The organism is Aminobacter sp. MSH1 (genome assembly GCF_003071665.1).
In the GTDB taxonomy this organism is placed as follows: Bacteria; Pseudomonadota; Alphaproteobacteria; order Rhizobiales; family Rhizobiaceae; genus Aminobacter; species Aminobacter niigataensis.
The window spans coordinates 2,193,514-2,215,466 of record NZ_CP026265.1 but is presented as its reverse complement, the minus strand read 5'-3'; the positions used below and the strand labels follow the sequence as shown (position 1 = coordinate 2,215,466).

24 protein-coding genes and 1 pseudogene are annotated in these 21,953 nt (G+C 64.2%); 21 read left to right on the top strand and 4 right to left on the bottom strand.

Features of this window, described 5'->3' with window-relative positions:
* Positions 1-36: 36 nt before the first annotated feature.
* From CO731_RS10975 to CO731_RS10935, 9 genes are all read left to right on the top strand, one after another.
* Complete coding sequence (locus CO731_RS10975) at positions 37-1,290, top strand: flagellar hook protein FlgE (protein WP_108607127.1); 1,254 nt, start codon at positions 37-39, stop codon at positions 1,288-1,290.
* 33 nt (positions 1,291-1,323) lie between these two features.
* A complete protein-coding gene (flgK, locus tag CO731_RS10970) occupies positions 1,324-2,772 on the top strand; it encodes a flagellar hook-associated protein FlgK (protein WP_108607126.1) in 1,449 nt (482 codons plus the stop codon).
* A gap of 2 nt (positions 2,773-2,774) precedes the next feature.
* Positions 2,775-3,836: a flagellar hook-associated family protein gene (locus CO731_RS10965; protein WP_108607125.1), complete on the top strand. Its 1,062-nt coding sequence runs from the start codon at positions 2,775-2,777 to the stop codon at positions 3,834-3,836.
* A gap of 26 nt (positions 3,837-3,862) precedes the next feature.
* Entirely contained in the window at positions 3,863-4,210 is a 348-nt protein-coding gene (gene flaF, locus CO731_RS10960) for a flagellar biosynthesis regulator FlaF (RefSeq protein ID WP_108607124.1), read from the top strand.
* Positions 4,207-4,650, top strand: coding sequence for a flagellar biosynthesis repressor FlbT (gene flbT / locus CO731_RS10955; RefSeq protein ID WP_108607123.1), 444 nt, complete (start codon positions 4,207-4,209; stop codon positions 4,648-4,650). The genes flaF and flbT overlap by 4 nt, the downstream gene beginning before the upstream one ends.
* On the top strand, positions 4,650-5,075 hold the full coding sequence (gene flgD / locus CO731_RS10950) for a flagellar hook assembly protein FlgD (protein WP_108607122.1): 426 nt from the start codon (positions 4,650-4,652) through the stop codon (positions 5,073-5,075). Before flbT ends, flgD begins: the two co-directional genes overlap by 1 nt.
* Positions 5,072-5,338 carry a flagellar biosynthesis protein FliQ gene (gene fliQ, locus CO731_RS10945; RefSeq protein ID WP_108607121.1) on the top strand — a complete coding sequence of 89 codons (267 nt, stop codon included), beginning with the start codon at positions 5,072-5,074 and terminating at the stop codon, positions 5,336-5,338. The genes flgD and fliQ overlap by 4 nt, the downstream gene beginning before the upstream one ends.
* 151 nt (positions 5,339-5,489) lie before the next feature.
* Positions 5,490-7,133 carry an MFS transporter gene (locus tag CO731_RS10940; protein WP_108607120.1) on the top strand — a complete coding sequence of 548 codons (1,644 nt, stop codon included), beginning with the start codon at positions 5,490-5,492 and terminating at the stop codon, positions 7,131-7,133.
* Between the two features lie 35 nt (positions 7,134-7,168).
* A complete protein-coding gene (locus CO731_RS10935) occupies positions 7,169-7,615 on the top strand; it encodes a DUF1801 domain-containing protein (RefSeq protein ID WP_108609762.1) in 447 nt (148 codons plus the stop codon).
* Positions 7,616-7,633: 18 nt separating this feature from the next.
* Here the strand turns inward: CO731_RS10935 and CO731_RS10930 are convergent, their stop codons facing one another.
* Both CO731_RS10930 and CO731_RS28715 read right to left on the bottom strand, forming a co-directional pair.
* Entirely contained in the window at positions 7,634-8,116 is a 483-nt protein-coding gene (locus tag CO731_RS10930; protein WP_108679435.1) for a MarR family transcriptional regulator, read from the bottom strand.
* Positions 8,106-8,285 carry a hypothetical protein gene (locus CO731_RS28715; RefSeq protein WP_159091618.1) on the bottom strand — a complete coding sequence of 60 codons (180 nt, stop codon included), beginning with the start codon at positions 8,283-8,285 and terminating at the stop codon, positions 8,106-8,108. Before CO731_RS28715 ends, CO731_RS10930 begins: the two co-directional genes overlap by 11 nt.
* A 34-nt stretch (positions 8,286-8,319) precedes the next feature.
* On the opposite strand from CO731_RS28715, the gene CO731_RS10925 reads away from it, so the two are divergent.
* The 8 genes and pseudogenes from CO731_RS10925 to CO731_RS10890 all read left to right on the top strand — a co-directional run.
* Positions 8,320-8,814 (top strand): isoprenylcysteine carboxylmethyltransferase family protein, encoded by a 495-nt coding sequence (locus CO731_RS10925; RefSeq protein WP_108607118.1) that lies wholly within the window; start codon positions 8,320-8,322, stop codon positions 8,812-8,814.
* A 734-nt stretch (positions 8,815-9,548) separates the two neighbouring features.
* Positions 9,549-11,639 (top strand): flagellar biosynthesis protein FlhA, encoded by a 2,091-nt coding sequence (gene flhA / locus CO731_RS10920; RefSeq protein ID WP_108607116.1) that lies wholly within the window; start codon positions 9,549-9,551, stop codon positions 11,637-11,639.
* Complete coding sequence (fliR, locus tag CO731_RS10915; protein WP_108607115.1) at positions 11,636-12,388, top strand: flagellar biosynthetic protein FliR; 753 nt, start codon at positions 11,636-11,638, stop codon at positions 12,386-12,388. Before flhA ends, fliR begins: the two co-directional genes overlap by 4 nt.
* A 2-nt stretch (positions 12,389-12,390) precedes the next feature.
* Positions 12,391-12,777, top strand: a complete 387-nt coding sequence (locus CO731_RS10910; RefSeq protein ID WP_108607114.1) for a hypothetical protein — start codon at positions 12,391-12,393, stop codon at positions 12,775-12,777.
* A gap of 64 nt (positions 12,778-12,841) precedes the next feature.
* A complete protein-coding gene (locus CO731_RS10905; RefSeq protein WP_108607113.1) occupies positions 12,842-13,390 on the top strand; it encodes a rod-binding protein in 549 nt (182 codons plus the stop codon).
* A gap of 10 nt (positions 13,391-13,400) precedes the next feature.
* A complete protein-coding gene (locus CO731_RS10900) occupies positions 13,401-13,820 on the top strand; it encodes a hypothetical protein (protein ID WP_108607112.1) in 420 nt (139 codons plus the stop codon).
* Positions 13,808-14,359, top strand: a complete 552-nt coding sequence (locus CO731_RS10895; RefSeq protein WP_108607111.1) for a hypothetical protein — start codon at positions 13,808-13,810, stop codon at positions 14,357-14,359. The genes CO731_RS10900 and CO731_RS10895 overlap by 13 nt, the downstream gene beginning before the upstream one ends.
* 162 nt (positions 14,360-14,521) lie before the next feature.
* Positions 14,522-14,809, top strand: a pseudogene (locus CO731_RS10890) (SCP2 sterol-binding domain-containing protein); the annotation flags it as partial.
* 61 nt (positions 14,810-14,870) lie between these two features.
* On the opposite strand, the gene CO731_RS10885 reads toward CO731_RS10890, so the two are convergent.
* Positions 14,871-15,440, bottom strand: coding sequence for an N-acetyltransferase (locus tag CO731_RS10885; protein WP_108607109.1), 570 nt, complete (start codon positions 15,438-15,440; stop codon positions 14,871-14,873).
* A gap of 99 nt (positions 15,441-15,539) precedes the next feature.
* On the bottom strand, positions 15,540-16,673 hold the full coding sequence (gene odc2 / locus CO731_RS10880; RefSeq protein ID WP_108607108.1) for an ornithine/lysine decarboxylase: 1,134 nt from the start codon (positions 16,671-16,673) through the stop codon (positions 15,540-15,542).
* A gap of 548 nt (positions 16,674-17,221) precedes the next feature.
* Here odc2 and CO731_RS10875 point away from each other — a divergent pair.
* The 4 genes from CO731_RS10875 to CO731_RS10860 all read left to right on the top strand — a co-directional run bounded on the left by CO731_RS10875 (position 17,222) and on the right by CO731_RS10860 (position 21,942).
* Positions 17,222-18,412: an amidase gene (locus tag CO731_RS10875; RefSeq protein WP_108607107.1), complete on the top strand. Its 1,191-nt coding sequence runs from the start codon at positions 17,222-17,224 to the stop codon at positions 18,410-18,412.
* Between the two features lie 69 nt (positions 18,413-18,481).
* The gene (locus CO731_RS10870; protein ID WP_108607106.1) at positions 18,482-20,173 is read left to right on the top strand and encodes a DUF1963 domain-containing protein; all 1,692 of its coding nucleotides are present in this window, start codon (positions 18,482-18,484) and stop codon (positions 20,171-20,173) included.
* Positions 20,174-20,289: 116 nt separating this feature from the next.
* Entirely contained in the window at positions 20,290-21,210 is a 921-nt protein-coding gene (locus CO731_RS10865; protein ID WP_108609761.1) for a LysR family transcriptional regulator, read from the top strand.
* Between the two features lie 78 nt (positions 21,211-21,288).
* Positions 21,289-21,942, top strand: coding sequence for a DUF1007 family protein (locus tag CO731_RS10860; protein ID WP_245439724.1), 654 nt, complete (start codon positions 21,289-21,291; stop codon positions 21,940-21,942).
* The last annotated feature ends 11 nt before the right edge of the window (positions 21,943-21,953 follow it).

Sequence of the window (21,953 nt, the reverse complement as noted above, 5' to 3'; positions counted from 1 at the left end):
TTTTGCTTCGTGGCATGAGAATTGGAGAGACCACCGATGAGCCTCTATGGAATGATGCGGACTGGCGTGTCGGGGATGAACTCCCAGGCGAACCGCCTCTCGACGGTCGCTGACAACATCGCCAATTCGAGCACGACCGGCTACAAGCGCGCCTCTACCGAATTCTCGTCCCTGGTCCTGCCGAGCACTGCCGGCAGCTACAATTCCGGGGGCGTCACCACCACGGTGATCAACTCGATCAGCAAGCAGGGCGCCCTGCAATACACCACGTCGGTCACCGATCTCGCCATCGACGGCGACGGCTTCTTCGTCGTCGAAGACGCTGGCGGCACCACGTTCCTGACCCGCGCCGGCGCCTTCGTGCCCGACAAGGACGGCTATCTCGTCAACACCGCCGGTTTCAGGCTCCAGGGCTGGGATCTGAGCCAGGGCCCCAGGCCGGGTGCGCCAATAGACCCCAGCCAGATCGACGCCATCAAGATCGACGACACGACGCCCCAGTGGGCGGCGAGCGAGAACGGCACGTTCGCAGCCAACCTGCCGCGCGATGCGACCATCGTCCCGGCTGCCAATCTGCCATCGGCCAACGCCGCCACAGCTGCCTATACGGCCAAATCGTCTGTCGTCGCCTACAACAGCGCCGGCGGACAGGTGATCCTCGACGTCTACATGAGCAAGACGGCGGCAGGCACCTGGGAAGTCACGGTCTTCGACCAGTCGCAGGCAACGGCGGGAGGCTTCCCCTACACGGGAGCTGCACTTTCCACCGAAACGCTCGATTTCGACGCCACCGGCAAGCTGACCGCCACGAGCGCGACCGACATCACGCTGACCGTACCGGGCGGCGCCGCGCTGACCATCGACCTGTCGAAGATGACGCAGGCCGATGCCGATTACAGCGTCGCCAAGGCCGTCATCGACGGTAGCCCGCCCAGCAAGATCGAGCGCATCGAGATCGACAAGGACGGTACCGTCTACGCCCAATATGCCAACGGCTCGATGAAGGCGCTGTTCTCGATCCCCATGGCCAACGTCCCCAGCCCCGACAAGCTGACCGTCATCTCCGGCAACGTCTTCAGCCAGGGCGCGGAATCGGGCGCAGTCACTATCGGCTGGCCGACCGAAGGCAAGAACGGCAAGGTCGTCTCCGGCGCGGTAGAGAATTCCAACGTCGACATCGCCGAAGAACTCACCGCCATGATCGAGTCCCAGCGCAATTACACCGCCAATTCCAAGGTCTTCCAAACCGGCGCCGACCTCATGGATGTCCTCGTCAACCTGAAGAGATAGGACTGACGGGCCTCAGCCCGCGAAAGATCCCGCATGTCCCTGACGTCTGCCCTCAACATCGCCCAATCCGCGCTTCTCCACACGTCGCGCCAGACCAGCAACGTTTCCCGCAACGTCTCGGAGGCGCAGAACCCCGACTACGCGCGCCGCTCGGCCATGCTGGCAAGCACCGGCCCTGGCGCGCGCGTCGTCGAGATACAGCGGGCGACCAACGAACTTCTGTTCCGTCAGAACCTGTCCGCGCTCGCCTCCTTCTCCGGCCAGAGCACGCTCTTCGAGGGCCTGCAGAAACTCACCCTCGACGTGAACGGCAGCGACAACGCGGGCTCGCCGGCAACGGCGCTCGGCAAGTTCCAGCAGGCGCTGCAATTCTACGCCGCCTCCCCGTCCAACCAGAACCTCGGCGTGGCCGCTATCGACGCCGCCCGCCAGGTGGTCCGCACGCTCAACGACGGGTCCAGCGCGATCCAGCGTTTCCGCACCGAGACCGACAGCGAAATCGCCACCACGGTCGACGATCTGAACCGGCTTCTGGCCGATTTCGAGCAGGCCAACAAGACCATCATCGCGGGCACCCGCACCGGCCGCGACGTCAACGATTCGCTCGACCAGCGCGACGCCATCCTGAAGAAGATCTCCGAGATCGTGCCGATCTCGACCTTCAAGCGCTCCGACAACGACATGGTCATCACCACGGCCGACGGTTCGACATTGTTCGAAACCGTCCCGCGTGCTGTCAGCTTCTCCCCATCGGCCGGCTATGCCCCAGGTGCCGCGGGCAACAAGATCTACATCGACGGCGTGCCGGTTCAGCCCGGCACCGGCGCCAACACCGATGCGGCGGGCAAGCTCGCCGGCCTCGTCCAGTTGCGCGACAGCGTCGCCGTCACCATGCAGGCCCAGCTCGACGAGACGGCGCGCGGCCTGATCACGGCTTTTTCCGAAACCGCGCCCGCGCTTGCCGACCAGGCCGGCCTGTTCACCTGGTCGGGCGGACCGGCGGTCCCCGGCGGACTGGTCAACGGCCTCGCCCGCTCGATCCGCCTCAATCCGGCCGTCGACCCGGCTGCCGGTGGCAACCCCAAGCTACTGCGCGACGGCGGCATCAATGGCGCTGGCTACATCAAGAACCCGGCAGCGAACGCCTCCTACGCCGACCTGCTGATCTCCTACGGCGACCGCATCGACCAGACCATGAGCTTCGATCCGGCCGCGGGCATCAGCGCCTCGTCGAGCCTCAGCACCTTCACCACCAACTCGATCGGCTGGCTCGAGGGCATGCGCAAGCAGGCTTCCAGCGCGTCCGAGACCAAGGAAGCGCTGGCCGTGCGCACGGCCGAGGCGCTGTCCAACGAGACGTCGGTCAATGTCGACGTCGAAATGTCGCTGCTGCTCGAACTCGAACAATCCTACCAGGCCTCGGCGCGCCTCATTAAGGCGGTCGACGAGATGCTGTCGGCGCTGCTTGCGGCGGTGAGGTAGCGATGAAAACCACCTTCGTCTCTTCCGCCGCCGTCACCAGCGCACTGCGCTACTCGCTGCTGCGCCAGCAGTCGGAATTGGCCAAGGCACAGAAGGAAGCCTCGTCTGGATTCGTCGCCGACACCGGACTGGCGCTCGGCGCCCGCACCGCCCAGTCGGTCACGCTCCATCGCGACCTCGAACGGCTTGGCGGCATCGTCGATTCCAACGGGCTGGTTTCGGCCCGGCTATCGGCGACGCAGAAAGCCTTGACCCAGGTTGGCGCCGCCGCCCAGTCCTTCCTCTCGAGCCTGACCAGCAGTGCCTCGGGCGACGCCGCCTACGCGCTGACCCAGAAGAGCGGGCGTGCCACGCTCGACACGCTGACCTCGGTGCTCAACACCAGCCTCAACGGCGAATATCTGTTTTCCGGCACCAACACCGACGTCAAGCCGATCAACGACTTCAAGCCGGGCTCGCCAACCAAGGTGGCCTTCGACGCCGCCTTCGCTGGCTATTTCGGCTTCAGCCAGAACCATGCCGACGCCCAGGACATCACCGCGGCCGACATGAACAATTTCATGTCCACCATCGTCGAGCCGATGTTCCTCGGCGCCGACTGGCAGACGCCACCTCCAGCCGGCAGCCCGTGGTCGAATGCCACCAATCAAGGCATCACCAGCCGCATCACGCTCAACGAGACCACCGAGACCTCGGTCAGCGCCAACAACGAGGGCATTCGCAAGATCGCCATGTCGGCCGCCATCATCAGCGACCTGCTCGACAGCAATGTCGGCAACGCCGCACGTGGCGCGCTCGTCACCCATGCCGTGTCGAGCATCGGCGAGGCCATCAGCGACATCGGCCAGTTGGAAGCGCAGACCGGCATCATCGAACAGCGCGTCAAGAGCGCCACCGACCGCATCAACGTGCAGGTGGACCTGTACGAGCGCTACATCCTCGACACCGAGGGTGTCGATTACTACGTGGCTTCGGCGCGCGTCGCCGACCTGGTATCGCAGATAGACAGATCCTACGCGCTGACCGCGCGCATCCAGCAGCTCAGCCTGATGAAGTATCTCTGACCTGACCGGCAACAAACGGGACGCATATGTATCAATTCTCCTATGCCGACATCCAGACCGACTCCGTCGCCGATGCGCGGGATCGCGAACGTCAGCTTCTCACGCGCTCGATCGACATGCTGACCACGGCCAGCGAGGTCGGAGCCAATTCCAACGAGGCCATACAGGCGCTGAACTTCACCAACCGGGTGTGGACATCGCTGCTCGACGACCTCGGCAGCCCCGAGAACGAGCTGCCGAAGGAACTCCGCGCCAACCTCATCTCCATCGGCCTGTGGCTGCTGCGTGAAGCCGAAGACATCCGCCAGGGCCGCACCGACAGCTTCGAAGGCCTGATTGAGGTCTCGCAGATCATCCGCGACGGCATCCAATGAAAAACACCCTGAAGATTTCGCTGAAGGCCAACGAGAAGATCTACATCAACGGCGCGGTCGTCCGCGTCGACCGCAAGGTCTCGCTCGAACTGCTCAACGACGTGCAGTTCCTGCTCGAAAGCCATGTGCTGCAGCCCGAGCAGGCATCGACGCCGCTGCGCCAGCTCTACTTCATCCTGCAGGTCATGCTGGTCGATCCCGTCGGCGCCGTCGAGGCCCGCGATATGTTCCGCCGGTCGCTGCCGCTGCTGCTTGCCACCTTCGACAATCCCGAAATCCTGTCGAGCCTCAAGCATATCGACCGCCTCGTCGCCGAGGACCATGTCTACGAGGCGCTGAAGACCATCCGCTCGCTCTATCCCCTGGAAAAGCGCGCCATGGCCAGCAACGACCAGCCGCAGTTGGCCGAGCACGCCATCGCAGCCGGAGGTACATTCTGATGGCCATCGACTACACCGCCTCGGTGCCGGGCTCCACCAGCACCAACAAGACGGCCACCGGCACGCCGGCGCCGTCCAAGACCCAGGTCGACTACAATTCGTTCCTCAAGCTGCTCGTCGCGCAGATGAAGAACCAGGACCCGACCAAGCCGATGGACTCGACCCAGTATGTGGCGCAGCTCGCCACCTTCTCGCAGGTCGAACAGTCGGTGCAGATGAACACGCGCCTCGACCAGATCCTGCAGGGCTCGGCGCTCGCCCAGGCCGACGCGCTGATCGGCCGGACCGTCACCTCGCCCGACGGCAAGACCTCCGGCGTCGTCGCCGAAGTCCGCCTGTTCAAGGACGGCGTCGTCGCCGTCCTGACCGACGGCAAGCAGGTCGTCATCAATCCCGGCGTTTCGATCAAGGCCACGCCGGCGTGAACGAGGCCGATGCCCTCGACCTTGTCCAGTTCGCCATCTGGACCGTGCTGACCGCCTCGGCGCCCGCCGTGGCCGCAGCCATGCTGGTCGGCGTCGGCATCGCCCTCATCCAGGCGCTGACCCAGATCCAGGAAATCACGCTCACCTTCGTGCCCAAGATCGTCGCCATCTTCCTGGTCGTGGCGCTGACCGGCCCGTTCATCGGCGCCCAGATCTCAGCCTTCACCAACGTCATCTTCGAGCGCATCGAAACCGGCTTCTGAGCAGGCCGCGGGCCTGCGCCCACTGGACCGCCGGCGAAGCGGCCTTGGCCTATGCCGGCCTTCGACAAATGGGTTCACCCCGCTCGCCGATCATGGTCTAGTCGCACGACGACGATTCACACGAGGGCATCCGGCTCGGCCGGCTTGGCGCATGGACGACGACCACCAGTACGAGCGAGGTTCTGCACTCGAGCCGTTCAAGCACGGCATTTTCCGTTCCGTCTGGCTCGCCAGCCTGGCATCGAATTTCGGCAGCCTGATCCAGTCGGTCGGCGCCGCCTGGCTGATGACCTCGATCGCCACCTCGTCGGACATGGTGGCGCTGGTCCAGGCCTCGATCACGCTGCCGATCATGCTGTTTTCGCTGGTCTCGGGCGCCCTTGCCGACAGCTTCGACCGCCGCCGCGTCATGTTGACGGCCCAGTGCTTCATGCTGGCGGTCTCGGCGCTGCTGACGCTCGTTGCCTATCTCGGACTGATCACGCCGTGGCTGCTGCTCGCCTTCACCTTCCTCATCGGCTGCGGCACGGCGCTTAACAACCCGTCCTGGCAGGCCTCCGTCGGCGACATGGTTCCCCGCCCGGTCATGCCGGCGGCGGTGGCGCTCAATTCGATGGGCTTCAACATGACGCGCAGCGTCGGCCCGGCCATCGGCGGCATCATCGTCGCCGCCGCCGGAGCGGCTGCCGCCTTCGCCGTCAACACGCTGAGCTATTTCGCCATCATCTTCGTCCTGTTTCGCTGGCGTCCGCAGTATCCGGCGAACCCGCTGCCGCGCGAAACGCTCGGCCACGCCATGGGTGCAGGGCTGCGCTACATCGCCATGTCGCCCAACATCGGCAAGGTCCTGCTGCGCAGCTTCGCCTTCGGCTTCACCGCCGTCGTCCTCCAGGCGCTGCTGCCGCTCGTCGCCCGCGATCTCGTCGCCAGCGGCCCGCTGACCTACGGCATCATGCTCGGCGCTTTCGGCGTCGGCGCCGTCGGCGGCGCGCTGATCAGCGGCCGCATCCGCAGCAGCATGTCGAGCGAGGCGATCGTGCGCTCGTCCTTCCTCGGCTTTGCCCTGTGCAGCTGGATCGCCGCCTGGAGCTCGAACGCCTGGGTCACCAGCGCCGGCCTGCTCATCGGCGGCGCCTGCTGGGTGCTGGCGCTGTCGCACTTCAACATCACCGTGCAGATGTCGACGCCGCGCTGGGTCGTCGGCCGCGCGCTCTCGATCTACCAGATGGCGACCTTCGGCGGCATGGCGCTCGGCAGTTGGGTCTGGGGCCTGATCGCCGAAGGCCATGGCCCGGCGACTGCCCTCATCGTCGCCGGCATCGTCATGCTGGCCGGCGCCGCGATCGGTTTCCTCCTGCCCCTGCCCGAGCATACGGCGCTCAACCTCGACCCGCTGAACCGCTTCCGCGAACCGCATCTGGCGCTCGACGTCCAGCCGCGCAGCGGACCCATCGCCATCATCATCGAGTTCATCATCCGCGAGGAAGACGTACCCGCCTTCCTCGATGCCATGGCCGAGCGTCGCCGCATCCGCCGCCGCGACGGCGCCCGCAACTGGACGCTGGCGCGCGACCTGGAAAACCCCGAAATCTGGGTCGAGAGCTACCACACGCCGACCTGGCTCGAATATGTCCGCCACAATCAACGCGCCACCCATGCCGACGCCGAGATCGGCGAGAAGCTCAGGTCGCTGCACAGCGGCGCCCAGCCGCCACGCGTCCATCGTCTGATCGAGCGTCCCACCAGCCTCGCTGCGGCCATCGTCACGCCGAAAGGCCCGATCGACCTGCATTGAGGGTCAAGCGCAATCTGCCCATCGAGGAGGAAAGAATGGAAAAGAAAACGGCCTCGAATGAAGCGGGCAGCGGAGTCGCAGCTTCCCGGCAGATCGATGAGAAGATCACTGCGCTCGGCGATTGGCGCGGCCAGACGCTTGCCCGGGTACGCGCCCTGATCCTGCAGGCCGACCACGACATCGTCGAGGAGGTGAAGTGGCGCGGCGTTCCGGTCTGGTCGCATGCCGGCATCATCTGCACCGGCGAGACCTACAAGAACGCCGTGAAGATGACCTTCGCCAGGGGCGCCTCGGTGGAAGACCCGAAGGGCCTGTTCAACTCCAGCCTCGAAGGCAACACCAGGCGTGCCATCGATTTCCACGAGGGCGACACCATCGATGAAGAGGCGTTGAAGGCGCTCATCCGCGCCGCCGTGGCCCTAAACACCTCGGTGCTCGCCGCCCGATCCGTCCGCTCGCAGAAGAAACCCAAGAGCGCCTGAACGGCGTGGCGGTGCCTGCTACGGCAGCCGCTCCGACCGCGCTTTCACATCATCGCTCAGCTGCCGCACGATCTCGGTGGTATTGAGGATATCGGCTTCGCTGAGGGCGACGCCCATGCTCGAGGCAATCGCCAGGAGCTGGGCGTTCATCTCGCGATAGCGCGCTTCGCCTTTTGGCGTCAGCTGCACCAGCTTCGAGCGCCGGTGCTTCGGATTGTCGATGAATGCCACCAGCCCCTCGGCCGCAAGCTCGTCCGCCAGCCGCTGCATGCGCTGGCGGCTTGTGGGCCGCATCTGGGCGATCTGCGGCACCGTCAGCGGACCAAGCACCGCCAGGCTTCGGATGAAACCGAACGCACCGCCGCCCCAGCTGGTGATCAATCCGGTCTTCTGGCCGATTGCCCGTATCCTGAAGAAGCACTGGGCCACTTCGAGCATCAGCTCGGCGATCGCCTCTGCCTTGTTGTCGGCGGTTGGGCCCGCCCCCGTCTCAGCCGCCATCCCGGTCTCCTGTCGTGCCGACGTCATCGCCTTCGTCCCGTGAGAGCAATTCCAGGAAAAGTGTGCAGCGGTTTTCCGTCCGGAATTGCGCAAAACAAGCTGCACAGCCTCCGTCATTGACACCATGGTTGTCAATTTGTAGAATGACACCTTGGTTGTCGTTTTGCATTGAATTTCGTCCTCCAGCATCTGCGGGAGCATTCATGCGTGAACCATCTGACCAACAAGTGAACGACACTGGAACGGCAGGCGTCATCGCGCGGCCGCCTCTGCTGTTTCTTGGCGCTCTTCTGCTTGGACTGGCCGCGGATCGCCTGCTGCCTTTGATGGCCCCTGTCGCGGCGAGCGATCTGGTCCGTCTGGTCGGCGGTTGCCTGATCCTCACCGGCTTTGCGCTCGCGATCGCGGGTATTCGCAACTTCTCGCGAGCGGCGACACCGGTGCCCACCTATGAGCCGACCCGCGTGCTCGTCACCTCAAGCATTCACGGGTGGACGCGCAATCCTATCTACCTCGGCATGTTCCTACTCTATGGCGGCATCGGCGTCGCCGCACTGAGCCCGTGGATCCTTGTCCTCACTGTTCCTCTTGCCATCGTGATCCGCTACGGCGTCGTTGCCCGCGAGGAGGCCTACCTCGAACGTCGCTTCGGCGATGCCTATCTCGACTACAGGCGACGCGTGCGGCGATGGCTGTGAGCGAACCAGGCTTCGTGGATGTCCTTGCGAGCAGCCTTCCCTCCACATCGCGATCCTCCCTTCCTCGCCAATCGCATACGTTGAAGATTGGCGGCGACGTCTAACGAAGCTCGTCATCCTCGGGCGGAGCAGAAGCAAAGCGACCTGCGGAGACCCGGGGATCCATGGGTGAAGTGGCAATTGCCGCTGTGGTCCAGAACCAACGCCGACACATCCCGATGTGTCACCATCTGTCAGCAATCCGCGTGGATAGATCCACCCCGCTTTTCCACGCCCCCAAAAACCTCCCGTACAATCCATGCCAGTTTCTCCCGCGGGAACGCCGGTCGCGACGGTGGCATGCGGGGAGGAACCGGCGCCTCCGATCAAGGGCTAACGTGGCTCATGGTCCGGGGAGGTTCCGTCCAAGGGTTCCCCCTCGGGTATTACGGCCCGGGTGCGCTGGACGATGCGCTAGTGGGGGCATGGGCGAAAATGCCCGATGCCCCGGAAGCGGAACGGACGGGGCGGAAATCGCCGGCGGTGCGCGGGTTCGCGTCACCATTTAGCATTCGGCAGGCACGGCCCCGCGCCCCGCTTCCCGAACTCTCCAGACAATAGCCAGACCGGAAACGGGGCGTGGCGGTGAGTAAGCTTGGCCCTTCGAAGGCAAGCTCCCACCCTCGCGCAAGCTTGAAGCAATAGGGTCAACGGGCCGTGGCATGGGTTCGCGGCAGAATTCGATCGGATGAGCCATGGCGATCAGTGAAACCATTTCGGGCATAGGCGCGCCAAACAAGAGCGGACGCGACGTCTTCTTCGCGCTCGGCATCGTGGTTATCCTGGTCGTCCTGTTCCTGCCGATCCCGGCTTTCCTGATCGACGTCGGCCTCGCCTTCTCCATCGCCATTTCAGTGCTGATCCTCATGGTCGCCCTGTGGATCCAGCGGCCGCTGGACTTCTCGTCGTTCCCGACGATCCTGCTGATCGCCACGATGCTGCGCCTGTCCCTCAACATCGCCACCACGCGCATGATCCTTTCGCACGGCAACGAGGGCACGCACGCCGCCGGCTACGTCATCTCGGGCTTCTCCAGCCTGGTCATGTCCGGCGATTTCGTCATCGGCCTGATCGTCTTCCTGATCCTGATCGTGGTGAACTTCATCGTCATCACCAAGGGTGCGACGCGTATCGCTGAAGTCGGGGCGCGTTTCACCCTCGACGCCATCCCCGGCAAGCAGATGTCGATCGACGCCGATCTCGCCGCCGGCATGATCGACGACAAGACCGCTCAATTGCGCCGCCGCGAACTGGAAGAGGAAAGCTCGTTTTTCGGCTCGATGGACGGTGCCTCGAAATTCGTCCGCGGCGACGCCATCGCCGGCCTGATGATCACCGCCATCAACATCGTCGGCGGCATCGCCATCGGCTATTTCCGCCACGACATGGGCATGGGCGAAGCCGCCGACGTGTTCATCAAGCTGTCGGTCGGTGACGGTCTGGTGACCCAGATCCCGGCCCTCATCGTCTCGCTCGCCGCCGGCCTGCTGGTCTCCAAGGGCGGCACGCGCGGCTCGACCGACCAGGCAGTGTTCGGCCAGCTCGGCGCCTATCCGCGCGCGCTCTACGTCGCCGCCGGCCTGCTGCTGTTGCTCGGCTTGATGCCCGGCCTGCCGATGTTCCCGTTCGTCACGCTCGCTGCCGGCATGGCCGCACTCGGTTATGTCATCCCGATGCGCCACAACCGCCGCGTCGCCGAGGCCGATGCCGAGAAGAAGCAGGCGGAAGTCGACAAGGTCGAAGAGGAAAAGAACTCGGTCAAGGCATCGCTCGCCACCGCCGAGATCGAACTCCTGATCGGCAAGCAGTTGTCGACGCGCCTGCTTGCCACGCATCAGGAACTCGCCTTCCGCATGTCGAAGATGCGCAAGAAGTTCGCAACCCAGTACGGTTTCGTCGTGCCTGAAGTCAGAATGACCGACGACTACTCGATCCCGCCCAAGAGCTACCAGATCAAGATCCACGGCACGGTCGTCGCCGAATACCAGATGCGCGTCGGCGAGATCATGGTGCTGCTCGGCTCGCGCGAACTGCCCGACATTCCGGGCGAGGAAGTTCGCGAACCCGCCTTCGGCATGCGCGCGTTCTCGGTGCTCGATTCCTTCGCCGAGGACCTCAAGCGCGAGCAGTTCACCTTCGCCGACAACATGTCGGTGCTGCTCACCCATCTCTCCGAGGTGATCCGCAACAACCTGCCGCAGTTGCTGTCCTACAAGGACATGAAGGCGCTGCTCGAACGCCAGGATCCGGAGTATCGCAAGCTCGCCGACGAGATCTGCACCTCGCACATCACCTATCCCGGCCTGCAGGCCGTGCTGAAGCTGTTGCTCGCCGAGCGCGTGTCGATCCGCAATCTTCACCTCATCATCGAGGCCATCGCCGAGATATCCCCCCATGTCCGCCGCACCGAGCAGATCGTCGAACATGTCCGCATCCGCATGGCCCAGCAGATCTGCGGCGACCTCGGCGAGAGCGGCGTGCTCAAGGTGCTGCGTCTCGGCAACCGCTGGGACCTCGCCTTCCACCAGAGCCTCAAGCGTGACGCCAAGGGCGAAGTACGCGAATTCGACATCGACCCGCGCCAGCTCGAGGAATTCGGCCAGGACGCCTCGAAAGCTATCCGCATCCACCTCGAGGCCGGCGAGCGCTTCGTGCTCGTCACCGCCCCCGACGCCCGGCCCTATGTCCGCATGATCATCGAACGGCTGTTCCCGACCCTGCCGGTGCTCAGCCATGTCGAGATCGCCAAGGGCGTCGAGCTGCGCGTGCTTGGAACCATCTCATGAATGTTGCCGCGCAAGGGTTCGTCCTTGCGGCGTTCCTCGCCTTTTGCCGCATCGGCAGCTGCTTCATGCTGATGCCCGGCATTTCGAGCGTACGCGTGCCCATGCATGTCCGGCTGTTCGTCGCCGTCGCCGCCACCGGCGGGCTTCTGGTCCACCTCTGGGACCAGATCTTTCCCTATGTCGATGCGCGCCCGGGCGTGCTGATGCCGATGATCGCCTCGGAGTTGCTCATCGGCGGCCTCATTGGCCTGATGGCGCGCCTCTACATACTGGCGCTGATGTTCATGGGCTCGGCCATCGCCATGCTGATCGGCTATGGCGGCGTCGGCGGCCACGCCATCGAGGAAAACGAGCCGCAGGCCCCGCTCGCATCGATCATCTCGATTTCGGCGCTGATCCTGCTCTTCGCCTTCAATTTCCACCATGAGATCGTCCGCGCGCTGGTCGCCTCCTATCAAGTTGCCCCGGTCAACCTGTTCTTCAACCCGCAGGCGGCGCTGGTGGACATCGCCGACACGCTGTCGGAAAGCTTCATGGTCGTGCTCAGGCTGGGCAGCCCGTTCGTCGCCTACGCCATCCTGGTCAACCTGACGATCGGCTTCGTCAACAAGCTGACTCCGCAGATCCCGGTCTACTTCATCTCGCTGCCCTTCGTCGTCGCCGGCGGCTTGATCCTGATGTATTTCGGCATCGCCACCATGCTCAGCCTGTTTGCCGACGGCTTCGCCGACATCACGGTGGGGAGGTAGACATGGCCTCGCGCAGGGAACGGCTGAAGAAGCTGGTCGTGGTGCAGGAGCAGCTCAAGGCGCTGCACGAGACGCGTCACGCCGGTTTCGTCGCCCAGGCCATCGCGGCTGAGAGCGAGGCGCAATCCCTGGCGGAAAGCTTCGACAGCACCGACGGCATGCCCCAGCTCTTTCCGGAACTCTATCACCGGCGAATCTCGGCGGCGATCAACAGGCAGCAGCTCAACCTCGGCCTCGCCAGATTCGAGGTCGGAAAGATCGCAACTGCCACCGCCCGCACCAACATGGTCGAGCGCGCCTATCGCGACGTCAGGCGCCGCGACGAGCGCGACAGTGCCGACCGCGAGCGTCTCGAAATCATCGAAAGAAAGCCCAGTGACGACAAGTAAGGTTGCCGCAAGCTTGACCCTCCACAATCAGCAGTAACGTAAACCCCGGAAAGGCGAGCCAGCTTTGGCGATCTCCCCACCCAGCGACATCGTTCTGGACGTTGCCAAGGCCGTCGAGCCGGCCGGCATCCAGGCCGCGCGTGCCGCGCTCGCCAACCGGACGCCCAGCACCGGCGCCGCCTTCTCGCTCACCGAGGCGGCGGTCACCGGCGGCATCTCGCGCCAGCCCGACGCGGCGAGCCCCGACGCCAGCATGAAGCGCTTCGAGGCCATGGTGCTGCAGACCTTCATCGAGAACATGCTGCCCAAGAACACCGACAGCGTCTACGGCAAGGGCATGGCCGGCGACATGTGGAAGTCGATGATGGCCGAACATCTGGCCGACCAGACCGCCGAAGCCGGCGGCATCGGCATCGCCAAGGCCCTCATGCGCGACCACTACATCAAGGACGAGCAGGCGCTGCCGGTCGGACCGGTGTCCGGCGGCCCGGATAGGGCTGCGCTCGATGAGCAGGCAAGCCAGGCGACTGCGGTCATCCAGGAAATACAACGGAAGATGGTCCAGTCGCTGGGACGCGACGCCGCCTCCTCCGTCACTGACACCAAATCCTAGAGGGTAAGATATGTCGGATCTCTCCGAATACAGGCCGAACCTCCCGGCCAAGGCCGAGCCAATCGAACTCGTTCAGTCGGCGCAGCCGGGCAACATCGGTGCCATCATCAGCCGCATCGAAGAGGCGGTCGAAGAAGAAACCGCCTCGATCCGCACCGACACCCGGTTCGACATCAAGGCGTCGAATGCGCGCAAGAGCCGCTATCTCTACGAATTGACGCGCGCCACCAAGGGCCTGGTCGAGGGGGACTTCCCAGGCGATCTCAAGGTCGGCGTCGAACGCTTGCGCGACAAGCTCGCTGCCAACGAACGCGCCATCCTCGCCCATCTCAGCGCGGTCAGCGAAGTCGCCAACCTGCTCAAGGACGCCATCCAGCGTTCCGAGACCGACGGCACCTACTCGGCCAACGAATTCGGATGGGCGCGGTGATCAAGTTCATCGCGGCGGCCTTGTGGATTGTCGCCGTGACGCTCGGCGCGGTCTTCTATTCGTTCCAGGCTGCGGCCAACTTGCCAGCGGCCGACGACAAGAAGCCGCTGCTCGGCGGTCTCGACTACGTCAAGACCGACGTCATCTCGGTGCCGCTGCTCAAGGGCGAGCGCGTCGAAGGCTACTTCCTGACGCGCCTGGTCTACACGGTCGAGCCCAAGCAGGTCGCCAAGATGTCGGTGCCGATGGACGCACTGCTCGTCGACCAGGTCTATTCCTATCTCTACGGCAATCCGCAGATCGATTTCACCCAATACGACAAGCTCGACCTCGACGCCTTTCGCAACGGCCTGCGCGACAGCATCAACGCCCGTATCGGCGAGAAGCTGGTGCATGAGGTGATGGTCGAGCAGATCGACTTCCTGACGCCGGACGACGTGCGCGACAATGCGGTGCGTCGCCGTTCTGCAGCGGCGACAGCGGCCGCCAAATCGGCCGAGGCCGAAGCCGCCGGAGAGGCACCGGCCGCCGCTCACTGAACCCGATGCGAGCCAGCCGGAACGAGCCATTCCTCAAATCTACGTTGACGTAAACGTCAATTGGCCGCTATAGGCTTTGCAGTCCTGTGACGCGGGCCGGCTTGTCCGGATTGGTCCGGGGAGGCCGGGCGCAAAGCGCCTTTCAGGAAAGATCAGGAGAGAGCCATGAGCATTCAGACAGTCGCAGACAAGATCAAGTCGAAGGTCGAGAGTTCCGGCTTCGACCGTTCGGTCAAGTTCGACACCGGCGCCGATGGCGTCATCGTCATCGACGGCGCAACACTGTCGACCACCGACGCCCCGGCCGATTGCACCATCAAGCTGTCGCTCGACGATCTGGAGTCGCTCATCGCAGGCGACCTCAACCCGACGATGGCTTTCATGACCGGCAAGATCAAGGTCGAAGGCGACATGTCGGTGGCCATGGGCCTCAGCAGCCTGCTCGGCTGAGGCCTCGGTTCCACAGACCTAATGGACCTTCCCGTCACCGCCAGGCACGGGAAGGTCACGATCAGGCAGCCAGCCGGGCGCGCTCGGTCTTGAGCTTGCGGCCGGCGGCCTTCAGGACGCCCTTGGTACCGTCCAGGGCGCCCGAAACAAGTTCCAGCGCGAGAAAGCGTTCGCGCTCGTAGGGGCCAGGCATCGAAAGCTGCCCGGTCTTCTCAGCGGTGAAGCCAAACCGCGCATAATAGGGCGCATCGCCGACCAGCAGGATGGCGCGGTGGCCGAGGCGCGCAGCCTCTGCAATGGCGTGGCGCATCAGCGCTGAGCCGATGCCAGCGCTTTTCATCGACTGGTCGACAGCAAGCGGGCCGAGCAGCAGCGCAGCCGGGCCACCCTCGCCCAGACGCACGTCCCACAGCCGCACGGTGCCGACCACCGAGCCTTCGGCATTGCGGGCGATCAGCCCCAGGCCCTCGGACGGGCGGCGCCCGCGGCGCAGCTTCTCCGACGACTTCTTGCGCCGCTTCAGGCCCATGGCACGGTCGAGCAGCGCTTCGCGCGCCGGAATATCGGCGAGGGTTTCGGCCACGATCACGATGTCGGGCGAGGTTTTGGTTTTTTCGATTTCAATATGCATGTCCGCGATCCTTCACGAGCGGATAACTGTTCCACAAGCGAACCCGTGCGGGCGCCGATTGCGCCCGCGCCGGGTGATCTGATCAACTCTTGCGAGCCGTCAGATCACGTAGGATCGGAGAGGCTCGAAGCCGTTGAAGGCGACCGACGAGTAGGTCGTCGTGTAAGCGCCGGTACCCTCGATCAGCACCTCGTCGCCGATGGTCAGCGACAGGGGCAGCGGGTACGGCGTCTTTTCGTACATCACGTCGGCCGAATCGCAGGTCGGGCCGGCGAGCACGCATGGCGACTTTTCGTCGGCATCGCGTTCAGTCACGATCGGATAGCGGATCGCCTCGTCCATCGTCTCGGCGAGGCCGCCGAACTTGCCGATGTCAAGGAACACCCAACGCAGATTGTCGTTGTCGGCCTTCTTGGAGATCAGCACGACTTCCGACTTGATGACGCCGGCATTGCCGACCATGCCGCGGCCCGGCTCGATGATCGTCTCCGGGATGTTGTTGCCGAAGTGCTTGGACAGCGCCTCGAAGATGGCCTGGCCGTAGGCCTGGGCAGCCGGCACGTCGCGCAGGTAGCGCGTCGGGAAGCCGCCGCCCATGTTGACCATGCCGAGCGTGATGCCTTCTTCGGCAAGCTTGGCGAACACCATCTTGGCGTCGGCCAGCGCGCGGTCCCAGGCGGAGAGATCGACCTGCTGGGAACCGACGTGGAACGACACGCCATAGGCATCGAGGCCGAGCGCCTTGGCCTGACGCAGCACGTCTACGGCCATGGCAGGCACGCAGCCGAACTTCCGCGACAGCGGCCATTCCGCACCTTCGCCATCGGTCAGAACGCGGCAGAACACGCGGGCGCCGGGGGCAGCACGCGCGATCTTCTCCACCTCTTCGACGCTGTCGACGGCGAACAGACGGATGCCGAGTGCGAAGGCACGCGCGATGTCACGCTCCTTCTTGATGGTGTTGCCAAAGGAGATGCGCTCGGCCGGCGCGCCGGCATCCATGGCCATCTCGACCTCGGCGACCGAGGCGGTGTCGAAGGACGAGCCCATCGAGGCAAGCAGGCGCAGGATCTCGGGCGCCGGGTTTGCCTTCACGGCGTAGTAGATCTTGGATTCCGGCATGGCCTTTTCGAAGGCGCGGAAATTGTCGCGCACGACATCGAGGTCGACGACGAGGCAGGGGCCCGATGGACGTCGGGTGGCGAGGAAGTCGAGGATGCGCTGAGTGGCCATAGGTCTCTCCATCGCGCGGTCCTGCCGCGCAAGATCATCAAGCTGCGGGACGGCCGTTCCCGGCCGTGGTATCCCGCGGTGGACAAAGACATGATCGCTATTTGATGGAACCAGCCTGTGGAGACCCTGGATCCATAAATGCGCTTCACGCGGCGGTGAACCTGAGCCAGCCCGGCTTCGGTTCGCTTTGTCTGCCTTGGCTTGGAAATGGGAAGACCCGTTCCGCACTGCCGGCAATGAAGGTGTGCCTCTTCAGTAACCCCGGCTTTTGGACAGCCGGAAGAGAACCAGAAAGGCCCGCACCGTCGTTGCTTCAAGGTGTCCTCGATTTCGCGGTTGGCCGCTAAACCGACTGGAGGGGTTAGCTCCAGTTACCTTACCGATTTCCTCGCCATTCGAGGGATCGGCGGACACCCACAGGCACGTGCGACTTTGGGCAAGCCGGGATATATGCACCACTGCCGTCACAATCAATTAAAATCGGATGGCGGGTTGAAAAAATTCAAACGTCGAACAATGCTGGCGATATCGTAAACAGGCTTCGAACGATGAATAGCATGCCCGACCCTTTCAACTCGTTCCTCGACATGCCACAAGTGCCTGTTTCCAATGCGGAAAACGGCCCGCTTGCGGGGCTGCGGCTGGCTGTCAAGGACATCTTCGATGTTGCCGGCCTCGTCACCGGCTGCGGCAATCCCGGCAAGGCTGCCAGCAGCCTTCCGGCCGACAAAACTGCCGCGTCAGTGCAGGTGATTCTCGATGCGGGCGCGCGATTCGTCGGCAAGACCCAGACCGACGAACTCGCCTTTTCGTTGATGGGCCAGAACGCGCATTTTCCGCACCCGATCAATCCCGCGGCACCCGACCGCGTTACCGGCGGCTCATCATCTGGTTCGGCCGCCGCAGTCGCCGGCGCGCTTGCCGACATCGCAGGGGGCTCGGACACCGGTGGCTCGATCCGGGCACCGGCCAGTTTCTGCGGGCTGATCGGCCTGCGCACGACCCATGATCTCATCTCGCTCGACGGCGCAATGAAGCTCGCCCCCAGCCTCGACACATTCGGCTGGTTCGCCCGGGACATCGACACCTATGAGAAAGTGGCCAGGCTGCTCATCGGCGAGGATGCCCATCGCGGCGAACTGGTCCGGCCGCTTGCGCTCGACTGGCTCGACGCGCTGCCCTCCGGCCCGGCCGAGGCAGCCGAATACCGGCGCATGCGCGGCATCGCCGAAAACGCCCTTGGCCCCATAACCAAGGCGTCACCCCTCACCTTTTCGCCCGACGAACTCTACTGGTGCTTCCGCAAGGTCCAGGCCTTTGAGGCCTGGCAGCAGCATGGCGCGTGGATATCGTCCGGAGACCGCGGCCTCGGGCCAGGCGTCAAGGAGCGCTTCGCCTTTGGCGCGACCATCGATGCCGCGGCCTATCAGGCAGAGATCGCCAGGCGCGACGCTTTCCGCAGCGAACTCGGCGCATTGCTGGGCGATGACGGCATCCTGATCCTGCCGACCGTGCCGGGCGCGGCCCCACTAGCCGGCGCGGCGGACGCCGAATTGCTGGCCTATCGCGAGCGCGCGCTGATGCTGCTTTGCCTGTCGGGGCTTTCCGGCTTCCCTCAGATCACCCTGCCCATCGGCACGGTGGACGGCGCACCATTCGGCCTGTCGCTGCTGGGACCTGCCGGCAGCGATCTGGCGCTCATCCAGTTGGGACGCCAAGTACTGCAGCAGCAACTTTAGCAATCGGCGCAGGTAGCGACAGTTCTGACCAATCACGATTGCTTAGGAAGCCGTCGCTAGCTTGCGCGCATGAGCCCATATACGCGCCCGATACTTGTTTTCGTCTTCATGGCCATGCTGGTGGCCCAGACGCTCACGCGTTTCCTCGACGGACTGCCGGGTGGTGGCGTCTCCAACGGCGTCCAGGGCATCAATGCCTTCCTCGACTTCGTGCTGGTGTCGCGGATCGGCGCAGTTCCCTCGGCAGCCATGCTCGCCCTGCTGACCGTCGTCTTCACGGTGCTGGCCTATCGCAGGCAACACAGCGAGCAGGAGCTGACTGGAAAGCCTGTCGTCAGACAGCGTGCCGCCAAGGCTGCGGTGCCAACCATGCAAGCCCCCTCCCCGGAACGTATCGCCAAGGCGGTCGGAAGGCCCCCTCCCCAAGCGGCAGACCGGCCATTGACCGGCGCTGAGCACCAGTTCCTGGTCAAGATTCGGGAGGATCTGGCCGGCCAGCTCGTGCACGAACAGAAGCTCATGGATGCGCAGGCTACCGAGCCTGTGGTCGTACGGCTGGTGCCGCAGATTCCGCTGCGCGACGTCGATCACCCCAGAAGCTGGCTCGGCGGCGCGCCTGCCATGGCCGAGCATATCCCATGGCCGGTGATAGACGGCCGCAACGCCAATTTCCTCGCGCAGATCTGCTGCGCCGATCTTCCCGCCGATCTGTGGGATGGCCTCGGTCCGCGTGACGGCTGGCTGGCCTTCTTCATCCACCCGACCGACTACGCGGTGCATGTGCTGCATCTGAGTGAGATGGGCCCCTGGCGACAAGGCCCCGAGGACCTGAGCATAGATGGCTGGTCCATCAGCTTGCCTTACGCGAAGTTGCGGCTGAAGCCGATCGACGCCTGGCCGCGCTGGCCTGTCGATCTGATAGCGCTGCGGCCGGGTGACCCCGACCCTCGGCGGGAAGGACATAGCGAGGCCAGCCACGAAGTCTACAAGCAGGGTTTCGACCTGGCGTCGCCGGAGCATCGCCCGTTCGATCGCTCCACCACCCTCGGAATGCTCGATATCGCGGAGGCGCGCCTCGTCGAATATCTGGCCGAGGATCTGATCACGCCGCTCCGACAGCAGCTCGAACAGGTACTTGACTGGCTCGCGGTCGCGAAAGCCGCGCCGGTACCGCCCAGAAATCTTGCCGAACTGCGCGAACGTGCCGCCACCTTGCCCGCACTGATCGAAGCGAGGACGAAAGGGCGTCCGATGCTCGAAGCAGCCCTGGCCCAGGTGCGGACAGTGGCCGAGCGGACCAATGCGGCATCGGACCAGACGCAACTTTCGGAGGATGAAATCGCCGCGATCACGGCCGAACTCGGCAAGTGCGAGATCATCTATCCGCGAGTCCGGCAACTGCCGCTGACCGCCCAAAATGGGGAAGGATCATTGTGGGTCTGGGATTTCGAGTGCCTTCGGCTCGACCGGGCGCGGCATGCCTACTCGAGATCGCCCGAGGCTTTGCCTCCAGCAATGCGCAGCTATTTCGAGGCCATCTGGAAGGATCAGGCCGCACATGAAATGGCGGGCATGGGTCACGTGCCCTTTGAGTATGTGCACCAGTTCGACCTCGACAAGGACGTGACCCTGCTCGAACTTCCCACCAGCAATCTGATGGGCTGGATGTTCGGCGACGTCGACAACCTGGTGCTGACGATCAGGAAGCAAGACCTCGCGGCGGGCAGGTTCGACGCTGTCGAGGTTCAAGTCTCGAACTGATCGCCACCCGCGCCGACGCGCCTGGCACGACAAGCTCCGTGCCAGAGCACTTGACCCCCAGGTGTGAACAATCCTAGCGTCGTCGTAGCCAATTTTTGAACGAGACCGCAGGCACCATGGACACACTCACCCGGATGCGCGCCTTCATCGATGTCGTCGAGGCCGAAGGCTTTTCGGCGGCGGCACGCAAGATTGGCCGCTCCAAGGCGCTGCTGTCCAAATATGTCCGCGAGCTGGAAGACGAGCTCGGCGCCCTGCTGCTCAATCGCACCACCCGCCAGTTCTCGCTGACGGAAGCGGGTCACACCTACTATCGCCGCGCTTCCGAGATCGTCCGCGAGGTCGACAGCCTGGCCGACGCGGTGCGCGAATCCTCCGGCGACGTGCGCGGCCGCATCAAGCTGTCGGCGCCCCGCACCTTCGCCGACGCCCCGATCGGCCAGTCGCTGATCGACTTCGCCAAGGAGCACCCCGACATCGTGCTCGAAATCCATCTCGACGACCGTTTCGTCGACCTCGTCGAGGAAGGCTTCGACCTTGCCATCCGCATCTCGCGGCTCGAGAACTCCTCGCTGATCGCCCGCCGGCTGGCGCCCTTCGGCATCAGGCTTTGCGCCTCGCCGGAGGCGATCGCCAAGCACGGCAAGCCGCAACGCCCGACCGACCTGGCCAAGGTGCCTTGCATCATCGACACCAACGGGCGTTGGCTGTCCAACTGGCCCTTCGTCGGCGAAACCGGCGATACAGTAACCGTTTCGGTCTCTGGACCGATGGAGGTCAACAGCCCGCTGGCGGCACGGGCTGCGGCAGTTGCCGGCCTCGGCTTCGCCATCCTGCCTGATTTCATCGCCGCGCCCGACATCGATGCCGGCCGGCTTGTGGCCGTGCTCGACGACAACCGTCTTTCGGGCGGCGGCATATTCGCCGTCTACCCTCACAGGCGTTATCTGCCGGCCAAGATACGCGTCTTCGTCGATTTCCTGGTGCAGTGGTTCAAGATCAATCCTTGCGACCATCCCGCAGAATTGAAGGGCTGAACGTCCCACTTTCGCCCTGTTTCTGATAATGGTCGGCTACATTCGAACCGCCGGACCACCAGTGCCATGATTCTGAAAATGCGAACGTCGATACTGGCCGCGACCGGGGCAGCCCTGCTGGCAACGACGGTGCCGGCCAGCGTCCATCCGCACGTCTTCGCCGAAGCCCGGCTCGATGTCCTGCTCAACACCGACAACACGGTGAAGTCGCTGCGCCACCTCTGGCGCTTCGACGACCTGTTTTCCAGCACGGTCCTGATGGAGTTCGACAAGAACGCCGATCTCAAGCTCGACGAGGCCGAACTGGCCGAGGTTTCCAAGACGGTGTTCGAATCCATCGGCGAGTACAATTACTTCCAGGTCGTCACCCTGGACGGCAAGGATGTGGCGATGAAGCCGCCAGCCGGCCTGATCGCCGATTTGGAGGACCAGCAGCTCATCATCCTGTTCGAGGCAGAGCCGAAGGAGCCGCTGAAGCTCTCCGGAAAGATCGATTTCGGCGTCTACGATCCGACCTTCTATACGGCGATCGATTTCACCGAAGACACCAACCTCAACGTCGCCGACCTGCCCCCGTCCTGTACGCGCCAGGTGATCCGGCCCGATCCCGACGAAGTGATCGCGCAGAACCAGGCCAACCTGACCGACGCCTTCTTCAACGACCCGACCGGCACCGACATGAGCAAGATCTTCGCCACCCGCCTCGAACTGAACTGCCAGGCCAAGGGGTGACCCCGTGAAGA